The sequence below is a fragment of the Marinilactibacillus sp. XAAS-LB27 genome, from assembly GCF_036039175.1.
Classification (GTDB): domain Bacteria; phylum Bacillota; class Bacilli; order Lactobacillales; family Carnobacteriaceae_A; genus Marinilactibacillus.
This window is the reverse complement of the sequence record NZ_JAYXKP010000006.1, coordinates 70,672-92,407: the sequence shown is the minus strand read 5'-3', so window position 1 is coordinate 92,407 and position 21,736 is coordinate 70,672. Positions and strand designations below refer to the sequence as shown.

At 38.2% G+C, this 21,736-nt stretch carries 22 protein-coding genes; 17 read left to right on the top strand and 5 right to left on the bottom strand.

Annotated features, from left to right (window positions below; all coding sequences use genetic code 11):
• Positions 1 to 112: 112 nt before the first annotated feature.
• Positions 113 to 547: a GNAT family N-acetyltransferase gene (locus tag VXN63_RS08755; protein WP_327757663.1), complete on the top strand. Its 435-nt coding sequence runs from the start codon at positions 113 to 115 to the stop codon at positions 545 to 547.
• A 111-nt stretch (positions 548 to 658) separates the two neighbouring features.
• Complete coding sequence (locus VXN63_RS08750) at positions 659 to 1,303, top strand: carbonic anhydrase (RefSeq protein WP_327757661.1); 645 nt, start codon at positions 659 to 661, stop codon at positions 1,301 to 1,303.
• A gap of 72 nt (positions 1,304 to 1,375) precedes the next feature.
• On the opposite strand, the gene VXN63_RS08745 is transcribed toward VXN63_RS08750, so the two are convergent.
• The gene (locus tag VXN63_RS08745) at positions 1,376 to 2,131 is read right to left on the bottom strand and encodes an exodeoxyribonuclease III (RefSeq protein WP_327757659.1); all 756 of its coding nucleotides are present in this window, start codon (positions 2,129 to 2,131) and stop codon (positions 1,376 to 1,378) included.
• A gap of 284 nt (positions 2,132 to 2,415) precedes the next feature.
• Here VXN63_RS08745 and murB point away from each other — a divergent pair, with 284 nt between their 5' ends.
• The 7 genes from murB to rpiA all read left to right on the top strand — a co-directional run bounded on the left by murB (position 2,416) and on the right by rpiA (position 9,263).
• Positions 2,416 to 3,423 (top strand): UDP-N-acetylmuramate dehydrogenase, encoded by a 1,008-nt coding sequence (gene murB, locus VXN63_RS08740; protein ID WP_327757658.1) that lies wholly within the window; start codon positions 2,416 to 2,418, stop codon positions 3,421 to 3,423.
• Between the two features lie 105 nt (positions 3,424 to 3,528).
• The gene (locus VXN63_RS08735) at positions 3,529 to 4,443 is read left to right on the top strand and encodes a Gfo/Idh/MocA family protein (RefSeq protein WP_327757657.1); all 915 of its coding nucleotides are present in this window, start codon (positions 3,529 to 3,531) and stop codon (positions 4,441 to 4,443) included.
• Between the two features lie 184 nt (positions 4,444 to 4,627).
• Positions 4,628 to 5,782 (top strand): ABC transporter ATP-binding protein, encoded by a 1,155-nt coding sequence (locus VXN63_RS08730; protein WP_327757655.1) that lies wholly within the window; start codon positions 4,628 to 4,630, stop codon positions 5,780 to 5,782.
• Positions 5,772 to 6,584 carry an ABC transporter permease gene (locus VXN63_RS08725; protein WP_327757654.1) on the top strand — a complete coding sequence of 271 codons (813 nt, stop codon included), beginning with the start codon at positions 5,772 to 5,774 and terminating at the stop codon, positions 6,582 to 6,584. Before VXN63_RS08730 ends, VXN63_RS08725 begins: the two co-directional genes overlap by 11 nt.
• Complete coding sequence (locus VXN63_RS08720) at positions 6,581 to 7,420, top strand: ABC transporter permease (protein WP_327757653.1); 840 nt, start codon at positions 6,581 to 6,583, stop codon at positions 7,418 to 7,420. The genes VXN63_RS08725 and VXN63_RS08720 overlap by 4 nt, the downstream gene beginning before the upstream one ends.
• The gene (locus tag VXN63_RS08715; protein ID WP_327757652.1) at positions 7,420 to 8,490 is read left to right on the top strand and encodes an ABC transporter substrate-binding protein; all 1,071 of its coding nucleotides are present in this window, start codon (positions 7,420 to 7,422) and stop codon (positions 8,488 to 8,490) included. Before VXN63_RS08720 ends, VXN63_RS08715 begins: the two co-directional genes overlap by 1 nt.
• A 92-nt stretch (positions 8,491 to 8,582) precedes the next feature.
• The gene (gene rpiA, locus VXN63_RS08710; RefSeq protein WP_327757651.1) at positions 8,583 to 9,263 is read left to right on the top strand and encodes a ribose-5-phosphate isomerase RpiA; all 681 of its coding nucleotides are present in this window, start codon (positions 8,583 to 8,585) and stop codon (positions 9,261 to 9,263) included.
• A 61-nt stretch (positions 9,264 to 9,324) separates the two neighbouring features.
• Here rpiA and VXN63_RS08705 read toward each other — a convergent pair whose 3' ends face one another.
• The gene (locus tag VXN63_RS08705; RefSeq protein ID WP_327757650.1) at positions 9,325 to 10,278 is read right to left on the bottom strand and encodes an L-threonine 3-dehydrogenase; all 954 of its coding nucleotides are present in this window, start codon (positions 10,276 to 10,278) and stop codon (positions 9,325 to 9,327) included.
• Positions 10,279 to 10,404: 126 nt separating this feature from the next.
• Positions 10,405 to 11,595 carry a glycine C-acetyltransferase gene (locus VXN63_RS08700; protein WP_327757649.1) on the bottom strand — a complete coding sequence of 397 codons (1,191 nt, stop codon included), beginning with the start codon at positions 11,593 to 11,595 and terminating at the stop codon, positions 10,405 to 10,407.
• A 304-nt stretch (positions 11,596 to 11,899) separates the two neighbouring features.
• Here VXN63_RS08700 and VXN63_RS08695 point away from each other — a divergent pair, with 304 nt between their 5' ends.
• Entirely contained in the window at positions 11,900 to 13,579 is a 1,680-nt protein-coding gene (locus tag VXN63_RS08695) for a peptide ABC transporter substrate-binding protein (RefSeq protein ID WP_327757648.1), read from the top strand.
• Between the two features lie 113 nt (positions 13,580 to 13,692).
• Here VXN63_RS08695 and VXN63_RS08690 read toward each other — a convergent pair whose 3' ends face one another.
• Positions 13,693 to 14,067 (bottom strand): DUF3899 domain-containing protein, encoded by a 375-nt coding sequence (locus VXN63_RS08690; RefSeq protein ID WP_327757647.1) that lies wholly within the window; start codon positions 14,065 to 14,067, stop codon positions 13,693 to 13,695.
• A gap of 274 nt (positions 14,068 to 14,341) precedes the next feature.
• Here VXN63_RS08690 and opp3b point away from each other — a divergent pair, with 274 nt between their 5' ends.
• The 7 genes from opp3b (at position 14,342) to VXN63_RS08655 (ending at position 21,242) form a co-directional block, all read left to right on the top strand.
• Entirely contained in the window at positions 14,342 to 15,286 is a 945-nt protein-coding gene (gene opp3b, locus VXN63_RS08685) for an oligopeptide ABC transporter permease (RefSeq protein WP_327757646.1), read from the top strand.
• Position 15,287: 1 nt separating this feature from the next.
• Complete coding sequence (opp3C, locus tag VXN63_RS08680; RefSeq protein WP_442915304.1) at positions 15,288 to 16,340, top strand: oligopeptide ABC transporter permease; 1,053 nt, start codon at positions 15,288 to 15,290, stop codon at positions 16,338 to 16,340.
• 14 nt (positions 16,341 to 16,354) lie between these two features.
• Positions 16,355 to 17,413, top strand: coding sequence for an ABC transporter ATP-binding protein (locus tag VXN63_RS08675; RefSeq protein ID WP_327757645.1), 1,059 nt, complete (start codon positions 16,355 to 16,357; stop codon positions 17,411 to 17,413).
• Positions 17,413 to 18,366 carry an ABC transporter ATP-binding protein gene (locus VXN63_RS08670; RefSeq protein ID WP_327757644.1) on the top strand — a complete coding sequence of 318 codons (954 nt, stop codon included), beginning with the start codon at positions 17,413 to 17,415 and terminating at the stop codon, positions 18,364 to 18,366. The genes VXN63_RS08675 and VXN63_RS08670 overlap by 1 nt, the downstream gene beginning before the upstream one ends.
• Positions 18,367 to 18,785: 419 nt before the next feature.
• The gene (locus VXN63_RS08665) at positions 18,786 to 20,087 is read left to right on the top strand and encodes a pyrimidine-nucleoside phosphorylase (protein ID WP_327757643.1); all 1,302 of its coding nucleotides are present in this window, start codon (positions 18,786 to 18,788) and stop codon (positions 20,085 to 20,087) included.
• Positions 20,088 to 20,209: 122 nt separating this feature from the next.
• Positions 20,210 to 20,929, top strand: coding sequence for an AzlC family ABC transporter permease (locus VXN63_RS08660; protein ID WP_327757642.1), 720 nt, complete (start codon positions 20,210 to 20,212; stop codon positions 20,927 to 20,929).
• Positions 20,922 to 21,242, top strand: a complete 321-nt coding sequence (locus tag VXN63_RS08655) for an AzlD domain-containing protein (protein WP_327757641.1) — start codon at positions 20,922 to 20,924, stop codon at positions 21,240 to 21,242. Before VXN63_RS08660 ends, VXN63_RS08655 begins: the two co-directional genes overlap by 8 nt.
• Here the strand turns inward: VXN63_RS08655 and VXN63_RS08650 are convergent.
• A complete protein-coding gene (locus VXN63_RS08650; RefSeq protein ID WP_327757640.1) occupies positions 21,217 to 21,717 on the bottom strand; it encodes a hypothetical protein in 501 nt (166 codons plus the stop codon). The genes VXN63_RS08655 and VXN63_RS08650 overlap by 26 nt on opposite strands.
• Positions 21,718 to 21,736: the final 19 nt, after the last annotated feature.

Sequence of the window (21,736 nt, the reverse complement as noted above, 5' to 3'; positions counted from 1 at the left end):
GATGTCTGCTATTTTAGTATAAAGATAGAATAAAACGACTAGTACGTCTTTTGAATAAAACTCTAGGTCTTATTGAGTGAGCAAACTTGTCAATAGAAAAGGAGGTCAAGTGATGAATGTACTTTTTGGGAATGAAAAATGGCACCAAGCAGCGGCTTTATATGTCCGTATGCAAGTGTTTGTTTTAGAACGTGGTATTCGTTTGACAGAAGAGTTTGATTTGGATGATCATGACAAAACAGATTACGTTGTGATTTACGATGAAAATAAACCAGTGGCTACCGGTCGATATAAACAGATGGACGCCGAAACGATTCGTCCTGGAAGGATTGCGGTGCTAAAAGATTATCGAAATCGTGGACTTGGACAACAAATCATTGAAGAATTAGAGAAAGCGGGTCTAGAACGTGGAGCCAAACGATCGATTATCCACGGTGAACTGACAGCAGCCGCTTTTTATGAGAAACTTGGATATAAAAAATGCTCAGAAGAATACTTAGAAGACAGCGTACCCTGTGTTACACTGGAAAAACAGTTCGTTCAATAGTACTGTACTAAAAAAAGCGCTTTTAAATTATCTAGATGAAATCACAGTTTATTGGAATATGCTACTTATGATACAATTGAAGCCGAGAATTGATGTAATGGAGGAAGAATTATGCTTGAACGATTGAAAAAAGGACTGACCAACTTTAAAGATGTGACCTACAAAAAGTATGAACAACTTTATCAAGATCTAGAACAAAAACAAAATCCGCACACATTATTTATCGCTTGCTCTGACTCTCGAGTGGATCCGGAAAGACTGATTGATAGTGAACCGGGCGAAGTCTTTATGATTCGAAATATTGCAAACACCATTCCAACTTATGAATTAAGCCAGCGGGACCTAACAACAGTATCTTCTGTTGAATTTGCAGTAGAAGTACTAGGGGTAAAAGAAATTATTGTCTGTGGACATTCAAATTGCGGAGGGTGTGCTGCGGCACTTGGAGGACGAGAGAAACTAGATCATCTTCCCTTCACTCAAAATTACCTAGAACCCTTAGAAAGTGTAAAAGAAAAAATCGAACAGAACCATGCTCATGAAGATGATAACGCCAAAGCTCGATTAATGGAGCATTTGAATATCATCGAACAGGTTGAGCACCTAAAAACTTATCCTTGGATAAAACAAAAAGTAGAAAATGGCGAATTAGGAATAGAAGGTTGGCATTACGATATCAAAACGGGTAGTGTACTGGTTTATGATGAAGCGACTGATGCATTCCACGAGTCAGAAAAATATCAAAGCGAACAGTAATAACCCTATTCAGAGAATATAAAAATCTGCCCTCAGTTTAGAACTGAGGGCAGATTTTTAGTGTGCAATACTTTACAACGCAACTTGCAGTTCAATAGGACAATGATCAGAACCAGCGTAATCAGTATGGAGTTTAGAATCTACCAGCCGGTCTATTAATCGTTTTGAGACGAGGAAGTAATCAATACGCCAACCTGTCTTACCGTTTCTCGTATCATAGAGATCTTTCCACCAAGAATATGTCTCTTTTTGATCGGGGTAGAAATATCGAAATGTGTCAATAAAACCACTATCTAAAAAACGTGTAAATTGAGCACGTTCTTTATCTGAAAATCCTGCACTCGTACGATGATTTTCAGGATCAGTTAAGTCGATATCTTTATGAGCCACATTCAAATCGCCGCAGAGAATCACTGGTTTGCTCAAATCAAGAGACTGGATATGGGCTTGAAAATCTACTTCCCATTTCATTCGGTAATCCAATCGGTCCAGTTCTAACTGTGAAGTTGGCGTGTAACAAGTTACAACAATATAATCTTTATACTCCAAAGTAATCACACGGCCATTCGTATTATACTCATCAATATTGATACCATAGGTTACATCTAAGGGTTCGTGTTTTGTAAAGATGACTGTACCAGAATGTCCATCCTTTTCCGCATAATTCCAATAAGAGTAATAGCCATCAAATTCTAGGTCCATTTGATTTTTTTGAAGTTTAATATCTTGTAGACAAAAAAAGTCAGCATCAAGTTCTTTGAACTGAGTCAGGAAGTCTTTTTTTGTGATTGCACATAATCCATTGACGTTCCAAGAGATCAGTTTCATGGGTGACTCCCTTCAAATATTTGTCACAATCATATCTGATATCACGAGAAAGTCAAAACAATAAGTTCTGGGCTTCAAAAAGTCTTTCCACGGGGAATTTAACTCGAACTGTGCTAGTGTATAATAGGGATTAATTGAATAGAGAGTTTTCGAATTGAGTCTACTACTCTTATTGCATTCGTGTTAGAATAAATATGATTTTGCATTGACGTATCTTCATTTATACGTTAGGCAGCCTACCAGAATTGAATAAACCGAAAAATTGAAAGGAACATTCAGAAAACATGGATATTAAAGAATTTAAAACGATTTTTAAAGAATCAATTATAAAAACCGACGAAGCTCTATCACAATTTACGTATACCGAAACCGGAGGACCGGCTGATGTACTGGTTTTCCCTAAAAGAAAAGAAGAAATCGCCGCAATGATTTCATACATCAATGAAAGACAATGGCCTTTGACGATTTTAGGAAACGCGAGTAACTTGATTGTAAAAGATGGCGGAATCAGAGGCGTCACAATGATTTTGACAGAAATGGATCAAATCACGGTGGAAAAAGACCAGGTTATAGCTCAAGCTGGAGCAGCATTAATCGAAGTCAGCAAAAAAGCGCATCACGCAAGCTTAACAGGATTGGAATTTGCTTGCGGTATTCCAGGTAGTATTGGCGGAGCAGTTTACATGAATGCTGGAGCGTATGATGGAGAAGTAAAAGATGTTATTAAAAGTGTCACGTTACTGAGCTTAACGGGAGAAATTAAAGAAGTTAGTAATGAAGATATGGCATTTGTTTATCGTAATAGCTTGATTCAAAATACAGGAGATATCGTTATAGACGTGACCTTCCAGCTAGCAGAAGGCGATCAAGATGCAATCAAAGAGCGTATGGATGAATTAACTATTCTGCGTACAACAAGACAGCCTCTAGAATATCCTTCTTGTGGATCTGTTTTCAAAAGACCAACAGGCTACTTTACTGGGAAATTAATCCAAGAAGCTGGTTTGCAAGGATTAAAATGGGGCGGAGCTCAGATTTCAACGAAACATGCGGGCTTCATTGTGAACATCAATCAGGCAACAGCGACAGATTATATTGAGTTAATCGACCACATCAAAGAAGTAATTTTAGAGAAAAATGATGTGCAACTTGAAACTGAAGTTCGAATCATCGGAGAAGACCCAGTGAAAAGTAACACAGAGAAAGCGAAAAAATTGATTCAGAAAGCTACAGATCAATTCAAACAGAAAATCGGTACGGAGCAATCTGTAGGTTTTGCAGACAAAAGTTAGAAGCGAGTGTACACTTAAGACTAAACATAAGGTATAGTCTTAGGTGTACGCTTTTTATCAGAAAAAGATTTCCATATTTACTAAATGAATTTGGAGGAATTATAGATGAAAATTGGGGTAATCGGATTAGGTACCATCGCTCAAAAAGCTTATTTACCAGTTATGATGACAGAACACCAAAAAGTGGAATGGCATCTTTCTACTAGAAATCAAGAGAAACTAAATGAAATAGGTCAGAAATACCGAATCCCTTCAAATCAGTTACATACAAGCTGGGAAGACTTACTAGACCTAGGTTTGGACGCCGTTTTTATCCATACACCGACACCAACCCATGCTGACATTATCGAAAAAATGATCGATAATGGGATTCACGTATTTGTTGATAAACCAATCAGTGCTGATCTTGAAGAAACAAAATCATTGATTGAACGATCTCGTAAAGCAAATGTCTTATTGACAGCTGGATTTAATAGAAGATTTGCTCCAAGAGTCAAAGAACTTAAATCAGTTGAAGATAAAAATATGGTTTACTTCCAGAAGAACCAAGGAAATTACACGAAACATTCTTCTAGATACAGAATTTACGATATGATGATTCATCCTGTAGATACAGCGCTCCATATGATTGATGAACCTGTAAGAATCATCAATTCAGGTCTTGTAGGGTCAGACGATTACTTTAAGCGTGCATGGGTCATACTGGAATCTGATTCCACGCATATTATGGTCTCTATAAATGCTGAATCAGGCGCGAGACTGGAAACGATGGAAGTTCAAAGTCCATCGCAAACAGCGCGGGTAGAGAATCTTTCAGAGTGGACTATATACGATGAAGAAAAAACCGTTAGTCGATCTTTTGGTGATTGGGATGATACGCTTTATAAAAGAGGGTTTTCTTCTATGATTGAAGCCTTTCTTGAAGCTGTTCGTACAAATGGAGAGAATCCTGTATCACTTGAATCTTCTTTGATTAGTCATGAAGTTTGCGAGACCATTTTAAGAAATGTTGATTTATAAGGTGACGTAAAAGCACTGCAGAATAGAAAGGTAGACGATCGTTCATTTTGAACGGTCGTTTTTAATCCAATAAGAAGTAGATCAGTCTTGTGAAACCGAAAGAGAGATTGATTTTGAGATAGGGCAAGATATAATATAAAAGATTCAATTTATTTGAGAGAAGATGTAAGGGGAGTGTAAGACTGTGACGGAAAAGACTATTATTTCGTTTAAAGACGTTCAAAAACAATATGATGAGAGTTTGATACTAAAAGGTGTTTCGTTCGATTTAGAAAAAGGGAAATTTTATACTCTATTGGGTCCATCAGGCTGCGGTAAATCCACTATTTTGAATCTGATTGCCGGCTTCACTCAAGCTACTTCAGGTTCGATTGTATTGGATGGTAAAAAAGTGAACGAATTACCGCCAAACAAACGTAAAGTAAACACTGTTTTTCAGGATTATGCTCTGTTTCCTCATATGAATGTGTTTGACAATGTAGCGTTTGGATTAAAAATAAAAAAGATGCCTAAAAATCAGATAAAAGAAAAAGTAACGGAAGCACTAAGATCTGTTAGACTGACGGGGTTTGAGACTAGAGAAATTTCTGAAATGTCAGGCGGACAACGTCAGCGTGTAGCCATCGCTAGAGCGCTTGTGAATGAACCAGAGATTTTACTTTTAGATGAACCATTATCTGCTCTAGATTTAAAATTGAGAACAGAGATGCAGTACGAATTAAGAGAACTACAGCAACGGCTAGGTATTACCTTTATTTTCGTAACACATGACCAAGAAGAAGCGTTGGCTATGAGTGATAAAATCTTTGTTATGAAAGAAGGCGAAATCGTTCAAAGCGGTACGCCAATTGATATCTATGATGAACCACTGAATAATTATGTAGCTGATTTTATTGGGGAGAGTAACATTGTTGGGGGTAAGATGATCCAGGACTACAAAGTAGAATTTGCTGGTAAGGTTTTTGATTGCGTTGATGGTGGGATGCCAGATAATGAAGAAATCGAAGTCGTAATTAGACCAGAAGACCTTGTTGTTACAAGACCGGCGCTTGGGAACCTTAAAGTAATTGTACAGTCCCAGTTGTTTAGAGGCGTACACTACGAAATCATTGGAGAAGATACAGAAGGAAACGAATGGATGGTTCATACGACGCGTAAAGCAGAGGTCGGAGACGAAGTTGGCTTGGCGTTTGAGCCTAGAGATATTCATATTATGAGATTAGGAGAGACAGAAGAAGCGTTCAACCAACGTTTGGCTGATTATGCTGTAAATAATGGAACGAGCGTACAAGAAGCAATCGACAGTGAAAAGGGAGTGGAGCTGAATCATGACCTCTAAACAGAATAAATGGCTCTTTTTTCCTTATTTTATCTGGATAGGATTGTTTGTATTTATTCCAATCGGCCTACTCATTTACCAATCATTTATTGGTTTGAATGGAACCTTTACGATATCTAATTTTGTCACTTACTTTACTTCAACAACCTATCTTAAAATGACAGCACAATCTTTTCTTTATGCATTTATTATTACCTTAATTACACTTTGTATTAGTTATCCAACAGCTTACTTTTTAACACAAACAAGACGAAAAGACTTGTGGATGCTCTTATTAATTTTACCGACTTGGATCAATGTGCTATTAAAGGCCTATGCTTTTATTGGCTTACTGAGTCAACAAGGAAGTGTAAATTCGTTCTTTGATTGGATAGGGGTAGGACGTCAACAGCTTTTGTTTACGAATGCTAGTTTTCTTTTAGTGGCTACCTATATTGAGATCCCTTTTATGCTACTACCCATCTACAATGCGATTGAAGAAATACATCCTTCTGTGATTCATGCAAGTAGAGATCTTGGGGCAAACACTTGGGAAACCTTTAAAAATGTTATTTTCCCATTGTCCTTGTCAGGTGTTCGAAGTGGCATACAAGTCGTCTTTATCCCGTCACTATCCTTGTTTATGCTGACTAGATTGATTGGTGGAAACCGAGTGATTACTTTGGGTACAGCAATTGAACAGCACTTCTTAGTGACACAAAACTGGGGGATGGGCTCAACCATTGGGATCGTTTTAATTGTATTGATGATTCTAACGATGGTTCTAACTTCAGGACGTAAGAAAGGAGTCCGCAAATTGTGATTAAATCTAAATTTAGTTGGGCAAATCTATATCTGATTTTTATCTTTGTCTTGTTATATGTTCCGATTTTATATCTGATTTTTTATTCTTTCAATCAAGCGGGAACGATGAATGAATTTACGGGATTTACAACGGAACATTACGAAGCATTAGCAGGAGATACGAGACTAATTCGTATTGCGCTAGATACGTTCAGAGTCGCTTTGGTCTCTTCCTTGCTAGCAACTGTTATCGGTACTTTGGGAGCGATTGGAATCTTTTTTGTTAGGCAAAGGAGAACACAATCAACCATACTTGGTCTGAATAACGTTCTACTTGTGTCACCAGATGTTATTATTGGCGCAAGTTTCTTGCTCTTATTTACGATGGCTGGTTTTCGCTTAGGGTTTTATTCTGTCTTGTTTTCACATATCGCATTCAGTATTCCAATCGTTGTTTTAATGGTCTTACCTAAACTGCAGGAAATGAATACGAATATGATTACTGCAGCAAAAGATTTAGGAGCAAACAACTGGCAAGTGCTGAAAAGTGTCATTATTCCGAGTATCAAACCAGGCATACTTGCTGGATATTTTATGGCTTTCACCTATTCCATCGACGATTTCGCTGTTACCTTTTTCGTAACCGGAAACGGCTTTGCAACCTTGTCTGTTGAAATTTATTCCAGAGCGCGACAAGGAATCAGTCTGGAAATCAATGCATTGAGTACGATTTTATTCATTGTTGCTCTGGGACTAGTCAGTGGCTATTACTTTGTTCAACAGCAACAACGTAACCGTAAACGGAAACTAACAGATGTGGATCCAACGAATCATCAGAAGGCGGTGACACCTTAATGAAGCAGTTAATTCAATTAGCTTTTGCTGTATTAGGGATATCGGGTGTACTCTATTTGGGTAGCTTTTTCATAGAACATTCCCAAGGTGCAAGCGGAACAGATACGCTGAATATCTTTAACTGGGGAGATTATATCGATCCAGAATTGCTTGAACAGTTTGAAGAAGAATCGGGATACCGAGTTGTTTATGAAACCTTTGACTCCAATGAGTCCATGTATACAAAAGTTCAGCAAGGCGGAACAGCATATGACCTGACGATTCCAAGTGAATATATGATTGAAAGAATGATTGAAGAAGATCTTGTTTTACCAATGGACCATTCCAAAATTACTGGTTTAGACAATATTGATTCAGAGTTTCTCGATCAGCCATTCGATCCTGATAATCAGTATTCGATCCCTTATTTCTGGGGAACCTTGGGAATTGTTTACAATGATCAGATGGTGAATGAAGAAGATATTACTTCTTGGGGTGACCTATGGAATCCTGAATTTAAAGAAAGTATTTTATTTATTGATGGGGCTCGAGAAGTTATCGGAATTGGCTTGCAGACTCAAGGTTATTCATTGAACTCGAAAAACGATGAAGAATTGAATGAAGCCTTTGAATTACTTCGTGGTCTGGCACCCAATGCTAAGGCATTAGTAGCGGATGAGATCAAGATGTATATGATTCAAGAAGAAGCGCCCGTTGCGGTGACATTTTCTGGAGAAGCGGCTGATATGATGTGGGAGAATGAATCTCTACATTACATTCTACCTGAAGAAGGATCCAACTTATGGTTTGATAATATGGTCATTCCTAAAACAGCTCAAAATACAGAAGCGGCTTATGCTTTTATCAATTTCATGCTGCAGCCAGAAGTGGCTGCTCAGAACGCTGATTATATTGGGTACAGTACTCCAAATAAAGCAGCCATGGACTTGCTTCCGGAAGAAACAACGGAAGACGAGCAATTCTATCCGTCTGCTGAAACTGTTGGAAAATTAGAAGTGTACGAAGACCTTGGACCTGAATACATTGAGAAATATAATGATTTGTTTCTAGAATTTAAAATGCTTAGATAAGAAAAAGGAGCTGCTGATGCAGCTCTTTTTTATGTTACAATACAGTTGAAAATGATAGCGGTACATAAACTTTATTTGGAAGGGAAATGGGTATGAATCTTAAAAAGTTAGTAGGGTATAAAGCAGCAGAGTTTATTGAAGACGGCATGACAGTAGGACTTGGGACAGGGTCAACTGCTTACTACATGGTAGAAGCCCTTGGTAAAAGAGTGAATGAAGAAGGCTTGAACATTGTTGGTGTAACCACATCTATTCGGACAACAGCGCAAGCAACTGAATTGAATATTCCATTAAAGAGTATAGATGATGTGGATAAAATTGATGTAACCATTGATGGAGCAGATGAAATCTCTAATACGTATCAAGGAATTAAAGGTGGCGGAGCTGCTCACTTATTTGAAAAAACAGTTGCCAACCTTTCTGATAAAAATATCTGGATCGTAGATGAAAGTAAACTAGTAGAAGAGCTTGGTGCTTTTCCATTACCAGTAGAAGTGGTTCATTTCGGATCAGGACAATTGTTCAAAAAGTTTGATCAAAAAGGATACAAACCTTCATGGAGATTAGATGAAGAAGGCGAAAAATTAGTTACGGATTCAGGGAACTTGATTATTGATCTTCATATGGGAATCATTAAAGAACCTGAATCGCTAGCGACTTGGCTGGATTCTTTAACTGGTGTAGTTGAGCATGGGCTTTTCTTGAACTGCGTGGACACGATTATCGTAGGGACGCAAGAAGGTGCGGTTGTAGAGCAAGTAGACAGAGGATAACATTAAAACGATCAGATTCTACTTGGATAGTAGAATCTGATCGTTTTTTAGAGTGGAAAAGTTAAGATAGTGATTTTTCTTTTAATTTTTCTAGCATATCTGCTGTCATTTTTTCAAGCGTATATTCAGGGCTGAAATCCCATTCTTTACGAGCTTGAATCGTATCGATTGAATTCGGCCATGACTCAGCAATTGCCTGACGAATGGGATCAACTTCAAAGTCCAAAGAGAATTCGGGTATATGAGCTTGAATCGCTTTTTCAAAGTCTTCTGGACGCACACTCATTGCACTGACATTGAATGCGTTACGATGAATAAGATTCTCTGAGGGTGCTTCCATTAAACGAATAATGGCGTCTACAGCATCCGGCATGTACATCATATCCATATAAGTCCCTTTGTCGATAAAAGAAGTATAAGCTTGTTTTTTGAGTGCCTCATAGTAGATATCTACTGCATAATCAGTCGTTCCGCCACCAGGAAGGGCTTCGTAAGAAATGAGCCCTGGGAAACGGACGCTTCTTGTATCTACTCCAAATTTTTGGAAATAGTAATCACAAAGCAATTCTCCACTTACTTTTGTTACGCCATACATTGTCGTTGGACGTTGTAAGGTTACCTGCGGTGTTTGTACTTTAGGTGTTTGAGGACCAAAAGCACCGATGGAGCTAGGTGTGAAGAATTTCAAATCATGAATACGCGCCACTTCTAGTGCATTCATTAATCCGCCCATATTCAATTCCCAAGCTAACTGAGGCTTTTCTTCCGCTACAGCAGATAGCAAAGCTGCTAGATGGATGATTGTATCAATTTGATATTTTTCGACTAATTGCTCTACAGCTAATTGATCCGTCACATCTAGATATTCAAAAATACCATTTTCGACAACAGTAGAGTTTTCTGGTCTTTGAATATCTGTTGCGATAACGTGATCTACTCCAAATTTTTCTCTCAAGCGTGCTGTTAGAGCAGTTCCAATCTGTCCCAGTGCGCCAGTAATTAAGATGGTTTTCAAGTTTCTTTCCTCCAGTAATGATTCAATCATATCGTTTATTCCAAAAGAAAAAGCAGTTGACTGAGTTATACGCTCAAATACTCTTGATAGGAACTCAGTCTAGTTAACTGCTTTTTTATAAAGGTTTTATATAACGTTCAATTCGTTTCCGACTTTTTCATAAATCGAAAGAACCTTATCTAACTGTTCTTTAGTATGTGCCGCGCTAGGCATGTTTCTAACACGTCCAGTACCTCTTGGAACAGTAGGGAAGACAATAGATTTAGCATAAACGCCTTCTTCTGTTAAACGTTTTGAAAATGTTTGAGTCAGTTTTTCATCACCGATAATGCAAGGGGTAATCGGTGTTTCAGAATTTCCAATGTTGAAGCCTAACGCATCTAGTCCAGCTTTCAGGTAACGACCATTTTCCCACAGGCGGTCGTGTTCTTTTGTTGAAGCAGACATGATATCAATGGCTTCAATACAAGCAGCTGCAGCACCTGGTGTTAAAGAAGTAGAGAATAAAAACGGACGGGCACGTACTTTTAACCAGTCGATTAAGTTCTGAGTTCCTGCTACATAACCACCAACAACACCAACAGCTTTAGAAAGTGTCCCCATCTGGAAGTCGATCTTGTCTTGTAAGCCGAAATGCTTAACTGTTCCGGCACCTTTACCCATAACACCTGAACCGTGAGCGTCATCTACATAAGTGATTAAATCAAATTCTTCAGCGATTTTAACAATATCCGGTAAGTTGGCTACGTCTCCGTCCATTGAGAAGACACCGTCCGTAATATACATGACTTTTTCATAGTGTCCACTTTCAGTAGCTTCTTTTGCTTTAGCGCGCAGATCTTCCATATCCTGATGTTTCACTCGAATAACTTTAGCACCAGACAAACGACAACCGTCAATAATAGAAGCATGGTTTAATTCATCAGATAAAATGGCATCTTTTTTGTTCATGACAGCTGAAATAGCGCCCATGTTACAGTTGAAACCTGACTGGAAAGCAACAGCTGCTTCGGTCTGTTTGAAGTCAGCGATTTTAGCTTCAAGTTCATCATGAATACTTTGTGTCCCATTAATGGAACGAACCGCACCCGCACCTACACCGTATTTATCAGTAGCGGCGTTCGCTTTTGCTTTCAATCGTTCATCATTAGAAAACCCGAGGTAATTGTTTGAAGACATATTGATCAGTTGTTTTCCTCTGACCGTGATTTCTGCTCCATTTGGACCTTCTAGCGTATCGATTTCATTATATAAGCCCATTTCTTTCAATTCGTTTAGATTACTTTCCAAATATTGGTTCAACGTTTTACTGGTCATCTAATCTCTCCTTATATAGTTGCTCATTACAGATAGAACCGCTATTAGATAAGCAAAACAGCGTTCTATCACACGTTTTTATTATAACATGTAATGTAGGGCGTTTGAAAGGAATGAAGAAATGAAGTCGAGTTAAACGAACAAAAAATGAACACTTTCTTAAAAATATCAAAATAGTGAGAAAAAAATGTAAAAATTAAAATAACCTGTTGTAATTATGATAGAAAGCTGATAAAGTATTCCAAGTAATCTAAATTATAATTTATTATACAAATCAGTTATATATTTTGGGAGGAAACAACAGATGAAGAACAGTAAACTAGCACGTACTCTAGGGTTAACATTAACAAGTGCTTTACTATTAGCAGCTTGTGGTAATGGTGGAAGCGATTCTACTGGAGAATCAAGTTCAGAAGGATCAGAAGGATCAAACGATGAGCAAGTCCTACACTTGATTGAAACAGCTGAAATCCCTTCAATGGATTCTACTACTTCTACAGACTCCGTAAGTAATAACGTATTGAACAACGTAAACGAAGGCCTTTATCGTCAAGGACCTGAAAACGACCTACAATTAGGTATGGCAGCAGAAGAGCCAACTGTAAGCGAAGATGGCTTAACATATACTTTTAAAATTAGAGAAGACGCACAATGGTCAAACGGTGAACCCGTTACAGCAAGTGACTTTGTCTATGCTTGGCAACGTCTAGCAAATCCTGAAACAGCAGCAGAATATGCTTACATGATCGATGGAATTGTAACAAACGCTTCAGAAATCCTTACTGGTGAAATGGATCCTTCAGAACTTGGAGTTACTGCTGAAGATGAAACGACTTTGGTAGTTGAACTAGCAAAACCAGTTCCTTACTTTAAAGATCTATTAACACTTTCGATGTTCTTCCCACTTAACGAAGAATATGTAACTGAACAAGGAAGTGACTACGCAACGAACAGTGATACAATCCTTTATAACGGACCATTTGAATTAACAGATTGGGATGGCGCTGGACTTAGCTGGTCATTAGAGAAAAATGAAGATTATTGGGATGCAGATGTTGTAAAACTTGACCGTATCGACGTAGATGCAGTTAAAGAAACTTCAACAGCATTGAACTTATATAATGCCGGAGAAGCAGATCGTATGATCCTAACTGGAGAGTATGTTCAAACAAAACAAGGCGCTCCTGATTTATTATCACAAGCGACTTCTTCAGTATTCTACTTCAAGTTCAACCAAGAACGTAATGGAGAAGAAACACCATTAGCAAATGAAAACATTCGTAAAGCTATTGCAATGGCGTTCGACAAACAAAGCTTCTCTGATACAGTTTTACAAAATGGTTCTCTTCCAGCAAATGGTTTAGTGCCTGCTGAATTAGCAGTTGGACCAGCTTCTAACGAAGATTTCCGTGCTGAAAATGGAGACTTGCTTTCTTTCGACGCAGAACAAGCTGTTGAGTACTTTGAAACAGGTCTTGATGAATTAGGTGTAGATTCATTAACACTTGAAATGCTTGGAGATGACACTGAAAACTCTAAACGTTCATTAGAATTCATGCAATCACAATTACAATCAAACTTACCAAACTTAACAATCAACTTGAGAAACGTACCATTCAAAGTTCGTCTGGATGCTAACTCAAAACAAGATTACGATATTCAACTAGCTGGATGGGGAGCAGATTATGCTGATCCAATCAACTTCTTGGAATTGTTTGAAACAGAAAATGGAAACAACAAATCTGGATTCAGCAACCCTGAATACGACGCTTTAATTGAAAGAGCACAAAACGATGCAAGTGATTTAGAAGGTCGTTGGGAAGCTATGCTAGAAGCTGAACAAATTTTACTGGACTCTGCTGGTATCGCACCAATTTATCAACGTGCGTATGCAGTTCTTGAAAAAGATTATGTTCAAGATCTAGTTCACCACCTAACAGGTGCAGAATACTCATACAAATGGGCTTACATCGAAGGTAAATAATCTTTCGAAAAGCATCTAAGATTAAAGGCTACAAAAAAAGAGTGGATATCCACTCTTTTTTTAAGCCCTATAATATAATTATGCATAAAAGTTCTATCGTTTTTATACGGAGTTTACCGCTCGAATAAGTAGAATCCTACTAGAGATAGTATAGAAATACTCAATAAAATCAGACCGATTTTGAGTAATACGATGTACCCTTTACCGAAATGACTAGATAAATGAGAGATTGGCCGCTCTTCGTCATCTACTGAACTGGATTTACGAAAAAGGCGGGTAGCTCTATTAACGCTGTAATGGAAAAAGTCAAAAGATCCAGAACGAATCACTAAACCAAAAACTCCAAGGATTAGAAAAAGTCCTGCAGGATAAAAGAATAGGTTAGTTGTTTGAAGGAAACTGATTTCTCCATAAAGGATCCATTCAAGGATGAAAATCAACAAAATGATAGCACTAGTAAAGCTGACTAAATTTAATTTTATGCGCATAATAGATTCTCCTAAAGTTTTAAAAAGTCTATTTAATACTGTACCTTATATGGTGAAAAACCTCAATAAGGGAATCAGTGTAAATAGAGAAATTGGGAAAATTAAACGGAAATGATAATAGAATGAAATAACTCCTTATATTTTTCTAATAGGAACCGTTTAATAGTCACATAATAACAAAAAAATTTGCAATCAGTGCGTGGAGAGAATATTCTATATATTGTGCTTTTTTTTAAAATCAATAAAAAATAATAATACTGGAGGTGTAAAATCGATGAATCATTATTTGAAATATTTAGGAAAACGTGTATTTTACATGTTTGTAACTTTATTTCTAATTGCATCGATTACGTTCTTTCTAAGCAAGTTGCTGCCCGGAACACCCTATACAAATCAAGAAAAATTGTCTGATCAGCAAATTGAAATTATGAATGAACAATATGGGTTAAATGAACCGACTGTTGTCCAATATGGTATTTACATGGGCGGACTCGTTACAGGAGATTTAGGAACATCTTTTCAATACGATAATACGCCTGTTACGAAACTTTTATCCACTCGAATTGGTCCTTCTCTTCAATTAGGATTTCAAGCAGTTGTATTAGGAACATTCTTTGGAATCATTCTTGGAGTGATTTCAGCAATGAAACAAAATACGTGGATTGATACATCGGCAACCTTTGTGGCCATTCTTGGTCGATCAATTCCGAACTTCGTGTTCGCTGTATTATTACAACTGATATTTGCCGTTAAATTAGGTTGGTTCCCAATTGCGCTTTGGAACGGTGGATTTGAATCTTCTGTGTTACCAACACTCGCTTTAGCGATTGGGCCATTGGCAGATTCTGCTCGTTTTATTCGTACAGAAATGGTTGATGTACTCAGCAGTGATTACATTGAACTTGCCAGAGCAAAAGGTCTTAGCCGTTGGATAGTAGCCTTCAAACACGGGGTTAGAAATGCCTTGATTCCATTGCTGACCATTTTAGGACCCATGGCAGTTGCTTTAATGACTGGTTCGATGGTTGTAGAAAATATTTATGCGATTCCTGGTATCGGGGAACAGTTCGTTAAATCAATTTTATCTAATGACTATCCGACTATTATGGGTGTAACGATTCTTTACTCTGCGATGCTCGTACTCATCATTTTAGTAGTAGATATTATGTATGGTATTGTCGATCCTCGAATTCGTGTATCATCTGAAGGAGGAAATTAATATGGAAACTCATGATCATAATGCAACAATAAATGAGAAAACTAAATTTTCTCCTGATATGTTTGAAAAAGCCAGCGGAGCGAGTACAGAAGATAATGAAAAGATCAGCGCACCATCGTTGAGCTTTCTTCAAGATTCTTGGAGAAGATTAAAGAAAAACAAAGCAGCAGTAATCAGTTTGGGTATACTGCTTGTCATTATGGTTCTAGCTTTTTCTGCACCACTGATCTCACCACATAGTCCATACACTCAATATAGCGGACAAACAAGTTTACCACCAAAAATTCCAGGTATTGATATTAATGGACTAAACGGAACAACTACAGCCGGTGGCGGAGAACGTTTCGATAAATATGCGCAAGTAGGCGCTGAAGAAGGTACCTACTATATTTTAGGAACAGACAGTCTAGGACGTGATTTGCTTTCTCGTATTTTATATGGGACGCGTGTTTCCTTGATTATTGCTTTCGCGGCAGCCTTCTTTGATTTGACTTTCGGAGTCATCTACGGTCTAGTTTCTGGCTGGAAAGGCGGCAGAGTCGATAATGTTATGCAAAGAATTCTAGAAATCTTGTCTGGTGTTCCGAACTTAGTTGTCGTTATTTTGACACTGTTAGTATTGGAACCTGGTATTCAGGCAATCATTATTGCACTTGCGATAACGGGTTGGATTCCAATGGCACGAATTGTGCGGGCACAGACGTTGAAACTGAAAAACCAAGAATACATCTTGGCTGCTCAAACATTAGGCGAATCTTCTATTAAAATTGCTTTGAAACACTTAATTTCAAACTTATCAGGAGTCATCATTATTCAAACGATGTTCTCTATTCCATCTGCAATATTCTTTGAAGCCTTCTTGAGCTTTATTGGTATCGGTATACCTGCTCCATTAGCTTCTTTAGGTACGTTGATTAATGATGGATATAAAACATTCCAGTTCTTACCGCATATTATGTGGTATCCAGCCGGTGTTTTATGTGTCTTGATGATTTCGTTTAACTTATTGGCCGATGGACTACGAGATGCTTTTGATCCAAAAATGAAAGATTAGCGAGGTGATTATTGATGAGTAACATTTTAGAAGTGAGAGATTTAAATATTACTTTCGACACTTACGCGGGTAAAGTACAAGCCATTCGTGGTGTCAGTTTTGACCTGAAAAAAGGTGAAACACTAGCAATCGTTGGGGAATCAGGCTCTGGTAAATCCGTTACTTCCAGAAGTATCATGCGTCTATTGTCTCAAAACGCCAATATCGAACAGGGTCAAATCGTATTTAACGGTAAAGACTTAGTTCACGCATCAGAAAAAGAGATGCAGGCGATTCGAGGAAAAAGAATTGCAATGATCTTCCAGGATCCGATGACGTCTTTGAACCCTACAATGACGATTGAAAAACAAATCGCAGAGCCACTAAAACTTCATCAAAAGATGAACAAAAGTCAAGCACGCGATAGAGCCTTACAATTGCTGGAACTAGTTGGTTTACCAGATCCAGAACAAAGAATGAAACAGTATCCTCACCAATTTTCTGGTGGTCAAAGACAACGTATCGTTATTGCGATCGCGCTAGCTTGTAACCCAGATATCTTGATTGCGGATGAGCCGACTACAGCACTTGATGTAACGATTCAAGCTCAGATTTTAGAATTGATGAAAGAACTTCAAGAAAAAATCGATACATCGATCATCTTCATTACACACGATTTAGGTGTTGTAGCGAATGTAGCCGATCGAGTAGCTGTAATGTATGCTGGGAAATTCGTAGAAGTAGGGACCGTTGATGAAGTCTTTTATAACCCACAACATCCGTATACTTGGGGATTACTAGCTTCTATGCCGACTTTAGATACAACAAATTCTTTATATGCGATTCCAGGTACGCCTCCAGATTTACTGGATCCACCAAAAGGAGACGCCTTTGCACCTCGTAATGAGTATGCAATGAAGATCGATACAGAACTAGAACCGCCAATGTTTAAAGTTTCTAAATCACATTACGCAGCAACATGGTTACTTCACGAAGATGCTCCAGCTATTGATCCCCCTGCGGAAATCAAAGGCCGTCAGCAGCTTTACAAAGAGAAGTTTGCTAAACGTCACAATGATGGAGGCGTGAAATAGTGGAAAATTCAAAAGAAAAGATTTTAGAAGTCAAAAACCTGAAGCAATACTTCAACGAAGGTTCAAAGAATGAAGTACGCGCAGTAGATGATATTACCTTTGATATTTTCAGAGGTGAGACTTTTGGACTAGTAGGAGAATCTGGTTCAGGAAAATCAACGACTGGACGTTCAATCATCCGCTTGTACGAACCGACTGCTGGAGAAATTGATTTCCAGGGAACGCAAGTACACAAAATCTCTAAGAAAAAAGACCTGTTACAATTCAGACGCGATATGCAAATGATCTTTCAGGATCCGTATGCTTCATTGAATCCTAAGATGAAAGTTCGAGATATCATTGCTGAAGGAATCGATATCCACAGCCTTGCGAATTCTAAAGAAGAACGTAACGCACGTGTAATCGAATTGCTTGAATTGGTAGGACTAAACCCTGACCACGCAAGCCGTTATCCACACGAGTTTTCAGGTGGACAACGTCAGCGTATCGGGATCGCTAGAGCGCTAGCCGTTAAGCCTAAATTTATTGTTGCCGATGAGCCTATCTCAGCATTAGATGTTTCAATCCAAGCGCAAGTTGTCAATTTGCTAATGGATCTACAAAAATCTCAAGATTTAACTTTCCTATTCATTGCCCATGATTTATCAATGGTTAAATATATCAGTGATCGTATCGGCGTAATGAACTCAGGTAAATTGCTTGAGTTAGCGCCAGCAGAAGATGTCTATAACAAACCATTACATGCATACACTGAGAGCTTATTGTCTGCGGTTCCATTACCGGATCCAGAATATGAGCGTTCTCGTAAACGTACAACGTATGTAGCTAGAATTGCAAATGATGAAGAAGAAAAACTTCGTGAAATCGTTCCAGGACATTATGTATATTGCCGAGAGTCAGATGTCCCTCGTCTAAAACAAAAACGTGCTGCTTACGATAACCAAAACAATTAATAAGCATTTGACCATAATAAATCTAAGATAGTAGTCTTAGATCCTGCTCAAATAGCATGAAATCCAGAGAGAATTGTATTCATCTACAATTCTCTCTGGGCTTTTTTGTTTGGGTCACTAAATTTGTTGAGCACACTCGTTTGCGTTTCAAACCAACGTTAAAGAGCTAGAGATTCGAACGAATCGAGCATTTGCATTTCGATTTCATCCTTAAATAGACAACAGTCGAATGTATGCACTAGTTTAATGTTGTAATAAACGGACCTCTTAAAAATTCTAGCTTCTATTATAAACTCAAATGTCATCTTTTATTAAAATTGTAAGAGATTACAATTTTGTCCAAACTTGATTCATGAAATGTGATAAGATGAAGGAATAGAAGCAATCACTACGAAAAATAGTTTTTGGAGGAATATATAATGAGAATGATCGATTTGATTGAAAAAAAACAACATGATCAAGAGTTAACTGAGCAAGAAATTAAATGGATGATTGAAGGCTATACAGAAGGAACCATTCCTGATTATCAAATGAGTGCAATGAATATGGCTATTTATTTTAAAGGAATGACAAAAGCAGAGCGTAGTGCATTGACAATGGCTATGGTTGAATCTGGAGATCAAATTGACCTTTCTGCAATTGCAGGAGTCAAAGTTGATAAGCATTCAACAGGTGGCGTAGGGGACACAACGACGTTGATACTTGCACCATTAGTAGCCAGCGTAGGTGTACCTGTTGCGAAAATGAGTGGACGAGGATTAGGCCATACGGGTGGAACGATCGATAAGCTCGAGGCCATACCAGGATTTCACGTTGAAATTTCAAAAGAACAATTTGTGGAACTGGTTAATGAAAACAAAGTCGCTGTTGTTGGCCAATCAGGAAATCTGACGCCTGCAGACAAGAAACTCTATGCTTTGCGTGACGTAACCAGTACAGTTGAATCGATCCCTTTAATTGCGAGTTCAATCATGAGTAAGAAAATTGCTTCTGGAGCAGACGCAATCGTATTAGATGTAAAAACAGGTGCGGGTGCATTCATGAAGAGTGTGGATCAAGCTAGAAAATTAGCAGAAGCTATGGTAGAAATCGGAAATTCAGTTGGTAGAAATACGATGGCTGTCATTTCAGATATGAGCCAGCCGCTAGGAAATGCGATCGGAAACGGACTAGAAGTAAAAGAGGCAATCGAAACACTAAAAGGTAATGGACCGGAAGATTTAACGGAACTTTGTCTTGTCTTAGGAAGCCAAATGGCATTCTTAGGAGGTGTAGGCAACTCGCTAGAAGAAGCAAGAACGTTACTAGAAGAAAACCTGCACAACGGTAAAGCATTGGAAGCCTTTAAAGTCTTTGTGAAATCTCAAGGCGGAGACGATTCAGTTGTTGAACATACAGATGACGTTCTTCCTTCTGCTGAATTTAAAACAGAAGTAACGGCTGAAAAAGATGGTGTGATTTCTAAAATCGTTGCTGACCAAGTTGGTTTAGCAGCTATGAGACTTGGTGCCGGTAGAGAAACAAAAGAAAGCGCGATTGACTTAGCAGCGGGTCTCTACTTGAATAAAAAAGTAGGCGATTCAGTGAAAGTTGGAGAATCTCTAGTAACGCTTTACTCGAATAAGCCAATCGCAGAAGAAACAGAACAAACGATTCGTCAAAGTATGGAAATCAGGGAAACAGCTGAACCACTAACACTGGTCTACGATATTATTAAATAGTTGTATAAATTAGAGTCAGAAGAGTATGCAGATGCGGTCTTCAAAAGGCCGTTCTAACTCTTCAAAGGCTCTTTTTTATTTAGAGAAATCATTAAGGAACTTAGTATGAAGGAAGTGAAGAAATGGAATTAACAGACATCAAAAGTGGTTTAAAGGCCAGTGCGCCGATTATGATTACATATGCAGCTCTAGGAATGGCTTGTGGGATTGTCTTATATGATGCCGGTATTTCCATCATAGGGATTTCTTTCATGAGTGTACTCGTTTATGCAGGGGCTGGACAGTTTCTGGCAGCCAGTATGCTCGTTTTAGGTGCTTCAATTCCATCGGTTATCGTTATGGTCTTTTTCCTAAACCTAAGGCATATTTTAATGTCTGCCAGTATGTCTACTTATGTAAAAGAAAAATCTCTTGGATTTATTGCGTTGTTTAGTCACGTATTGACAGATGAATCTTACGGGATCAACTATACTAAGTTCAGAGAAGGAGACTGGTCTCCTGAGGAAGCTATGGTAACAAGCGTGGCTAACTATTCAACTTGGGTAGTCAGTACAATCGTTGGAGGGGTAATTGGTAGTCAAATTCAAGTTAATACGATTATCATGAATTATGCGTTGATTGCGATGTTTTTATATATGATGGTTCAGCAATTTGTTTCAAAAGAACATCTTATCGCAGGAATCTGTTCCATCGTGCTTACGGTTATCTTAACAATTGTCTTGAAACATAACATCGCGCTCGTCATTGCGACGGTTATCGCTTCTTTTATAGGGTATTATCTGGAAGTTAGAAAAAATCGTCATACAAGACCGGACATCAAAAGGGGTGAAGCCAATGAATAATGTGTGGGTACTGATTTTAGGAATGGCAGTCGTAACTTATATTCCGCGCTTCTTGCCAATGCTCTTGTTGAGTAAGAAAGAGATTTCACCTTCATTCAGTCGCTGGATGACCTACATTCCGGTATCCATCTTTGCGGCACTTGTTGCTTCAGATATCTTTTTCTGGGAGGGCTCTTTTAACCTACAGCCAACAATCAATATCAAACTGATTCCATCTGTTATCGTATTTTTAATTGCGTATAAAACAAAAAGTTTGTTGTGGTCTATGGTTGTTGGCATAGGTGGAATTACCTGTCTCTGGTTCTTATTTTAACAGTTACTTCCTTAAGGATGCTTTCGCCAAGGTGGTCTGCCCACTGTTCGACCCAGCAAAAAGAGTAAGGAACGTGATAATTAGCTCTCAATTTCTTGTACCTAGGATGTCTTGCCCAGGTAAAAGAGATCAAACCGATAATGGGAAGATAAAAAGGTCCAAGTAGCAGTGACTGAAAAGTATGACCGTATTCATGCACAGCCATTCTACTACAAGACTCTGTGAAAGTTGTAGCGTTTCTCTGTTTTAAAAGTATAGGATCTGATTCATTAGGTGTGAAGATAAATAAGCCGAGTGAGACACCATCTGTGCGGTTCCATTTTGTCCGAATAGCACCGTGAAAAGAGCTATGAGGCTGCTTATAATATTTAAGAAATAAGAGGAATCCGACAAGTGTCTGGATGAATCCCCAGGTACATTGTATTAAAAAATAGAGAATGTTCAGTAAGATCAGAAACCCTTTAGATTGAAACATAAGAACCGGCTCCTTAAAT

What these genes read in the sequence shown, in the direction of transcription:
- VXN63_RS08665 (WP_327757643.1), top strand. Translation starts at nt 18,786, where the DNA reads ATGAGAATGATCGATTTGATTGAAAAAAAACAACATGATCAAGAGTTA.
- opp3b (WP_327757646.1), top strand. Translation starts at nt 14,342, where the DNA reads ATGAATCATTATTTGAAATATTTAGGAAAACGTGTATTTTACATGTTT.
- VXN63_RS08725 (WP_327757654.1), top strand. Translation starts at nt 5,772, where the DNA reads ATGACCTCTAAACAGAATAAATGGCTCTTTTTTCCTTATTTTATCTGG.
- VXN63_RS08695 (WP_327757648.1), top strand. Translation starts at nt 11,900, where the DNA reads ATGAAGAACAGTAAACTAGCACGTACTCTAGGGTTAACATTAACAAGT.
- VXN63_RS08660 (WP_327757642.1), top strand. Translation starts at nt 20,210, where the DNA reads ATGGAATTAACAGACATCAAAAGTGGTTTAAAGGCCAGTGCGCCGATT.
- VXN63_RS08690 (WP_327757647.1), bottom strand. Translation starts at nt 14,067, where the DNA reads ATGCGCATAAAATTAAATTTAGTCAGCTTTACTAGTGCTATCATTTTG.
- VXN63_RS08750 (WP_327757661.1), top strand. Translation starts at nt 659, where the DNA reads ATGCTTGAACGATTGAAAAAAGGACTGACCAACTTTAAAGATGTGACC.
- VXN63_RS08655 (WP_327757641.1), top strand. Translation starts at nt 20,922, where the DNA reads ATGAATAATGTGTGGGTACTGATTTTAGGAATGGCAGTCGTAACTTAT.
- murB (WP_327757658.1), top strand. Translation starts at nt 2,416, where the DNA reads ATGGATATTAAAGAATTTAAAACGATTTTTAAAGAATCAATTATAAAA.
- VXN63_RS08715 (WP_327757652.1), top strand. Translation starts at nt 7,420, where the DNA reads ATGAAGCAGTTAATTCAATTAGCTTTTGCTGTATTAGGGATATCGGGT.
- VXN63_RS08675 (WP_327757645.1), top strand. Translation starts at nt 16,355, where the DNA reads ATGAGTAACATTTTAGAAGTGAGAGATTTAAATATTACTTTCGACACT.
- VXN63_RS08650 (WP_327757640.1), bottom strand. Translation starts at nt 21,717, where the DNA reads ATGTTTCAATCTAAAGGGTTTCTGATCTTACTGAACATTCTCTATTTT.
- rpiA (WP_327757651.1), top strand. Translation starts at nt 8,583, where the DNA reads ATGAATCTTAAAAAGTTAGTAGGGTATAAAGCAGCAGAGTTTATTGAA.
- VXN63_RS08735 (WP_327757657.1), top strand. Translation starts at nt 3,529, where the DNA reads ATGAAAATTGGGGTAATCGGATTAGGTACCATCGCTCAAAAAGCTTAT.
- VXN63_RS08700 (WP_327757649.1), bottom strand. Translation starts at nt 11,595, where the DNA reads ATGACCAGTAAAACGTTGAACCAATATTTGGAAAGTAATCTAAACGAA.
- VXN63_RS08755 (WP_327757663.1), top strand. Translation starts at nt 113, where the DNA reads ATGAATGTACTTTTTGGGAATGAAAAATGGCACCAAGCAGCGGCTTTA.
- opp3C (WP_442915304.1), top strand. Translation starts at nt 15,288, where the DNA reads ATGGAAACTCATGATCATAATGCAACAATAAATGAGAAAACTAAATTT.
- VXN63_RS08745 (WP_327757659.1), bottom strand. Translation starts at nt 2,131, where the DNA reads ATGAAACTGATCTCTTGGAACGTCAATGGATTATGTGCAATCACAAAA.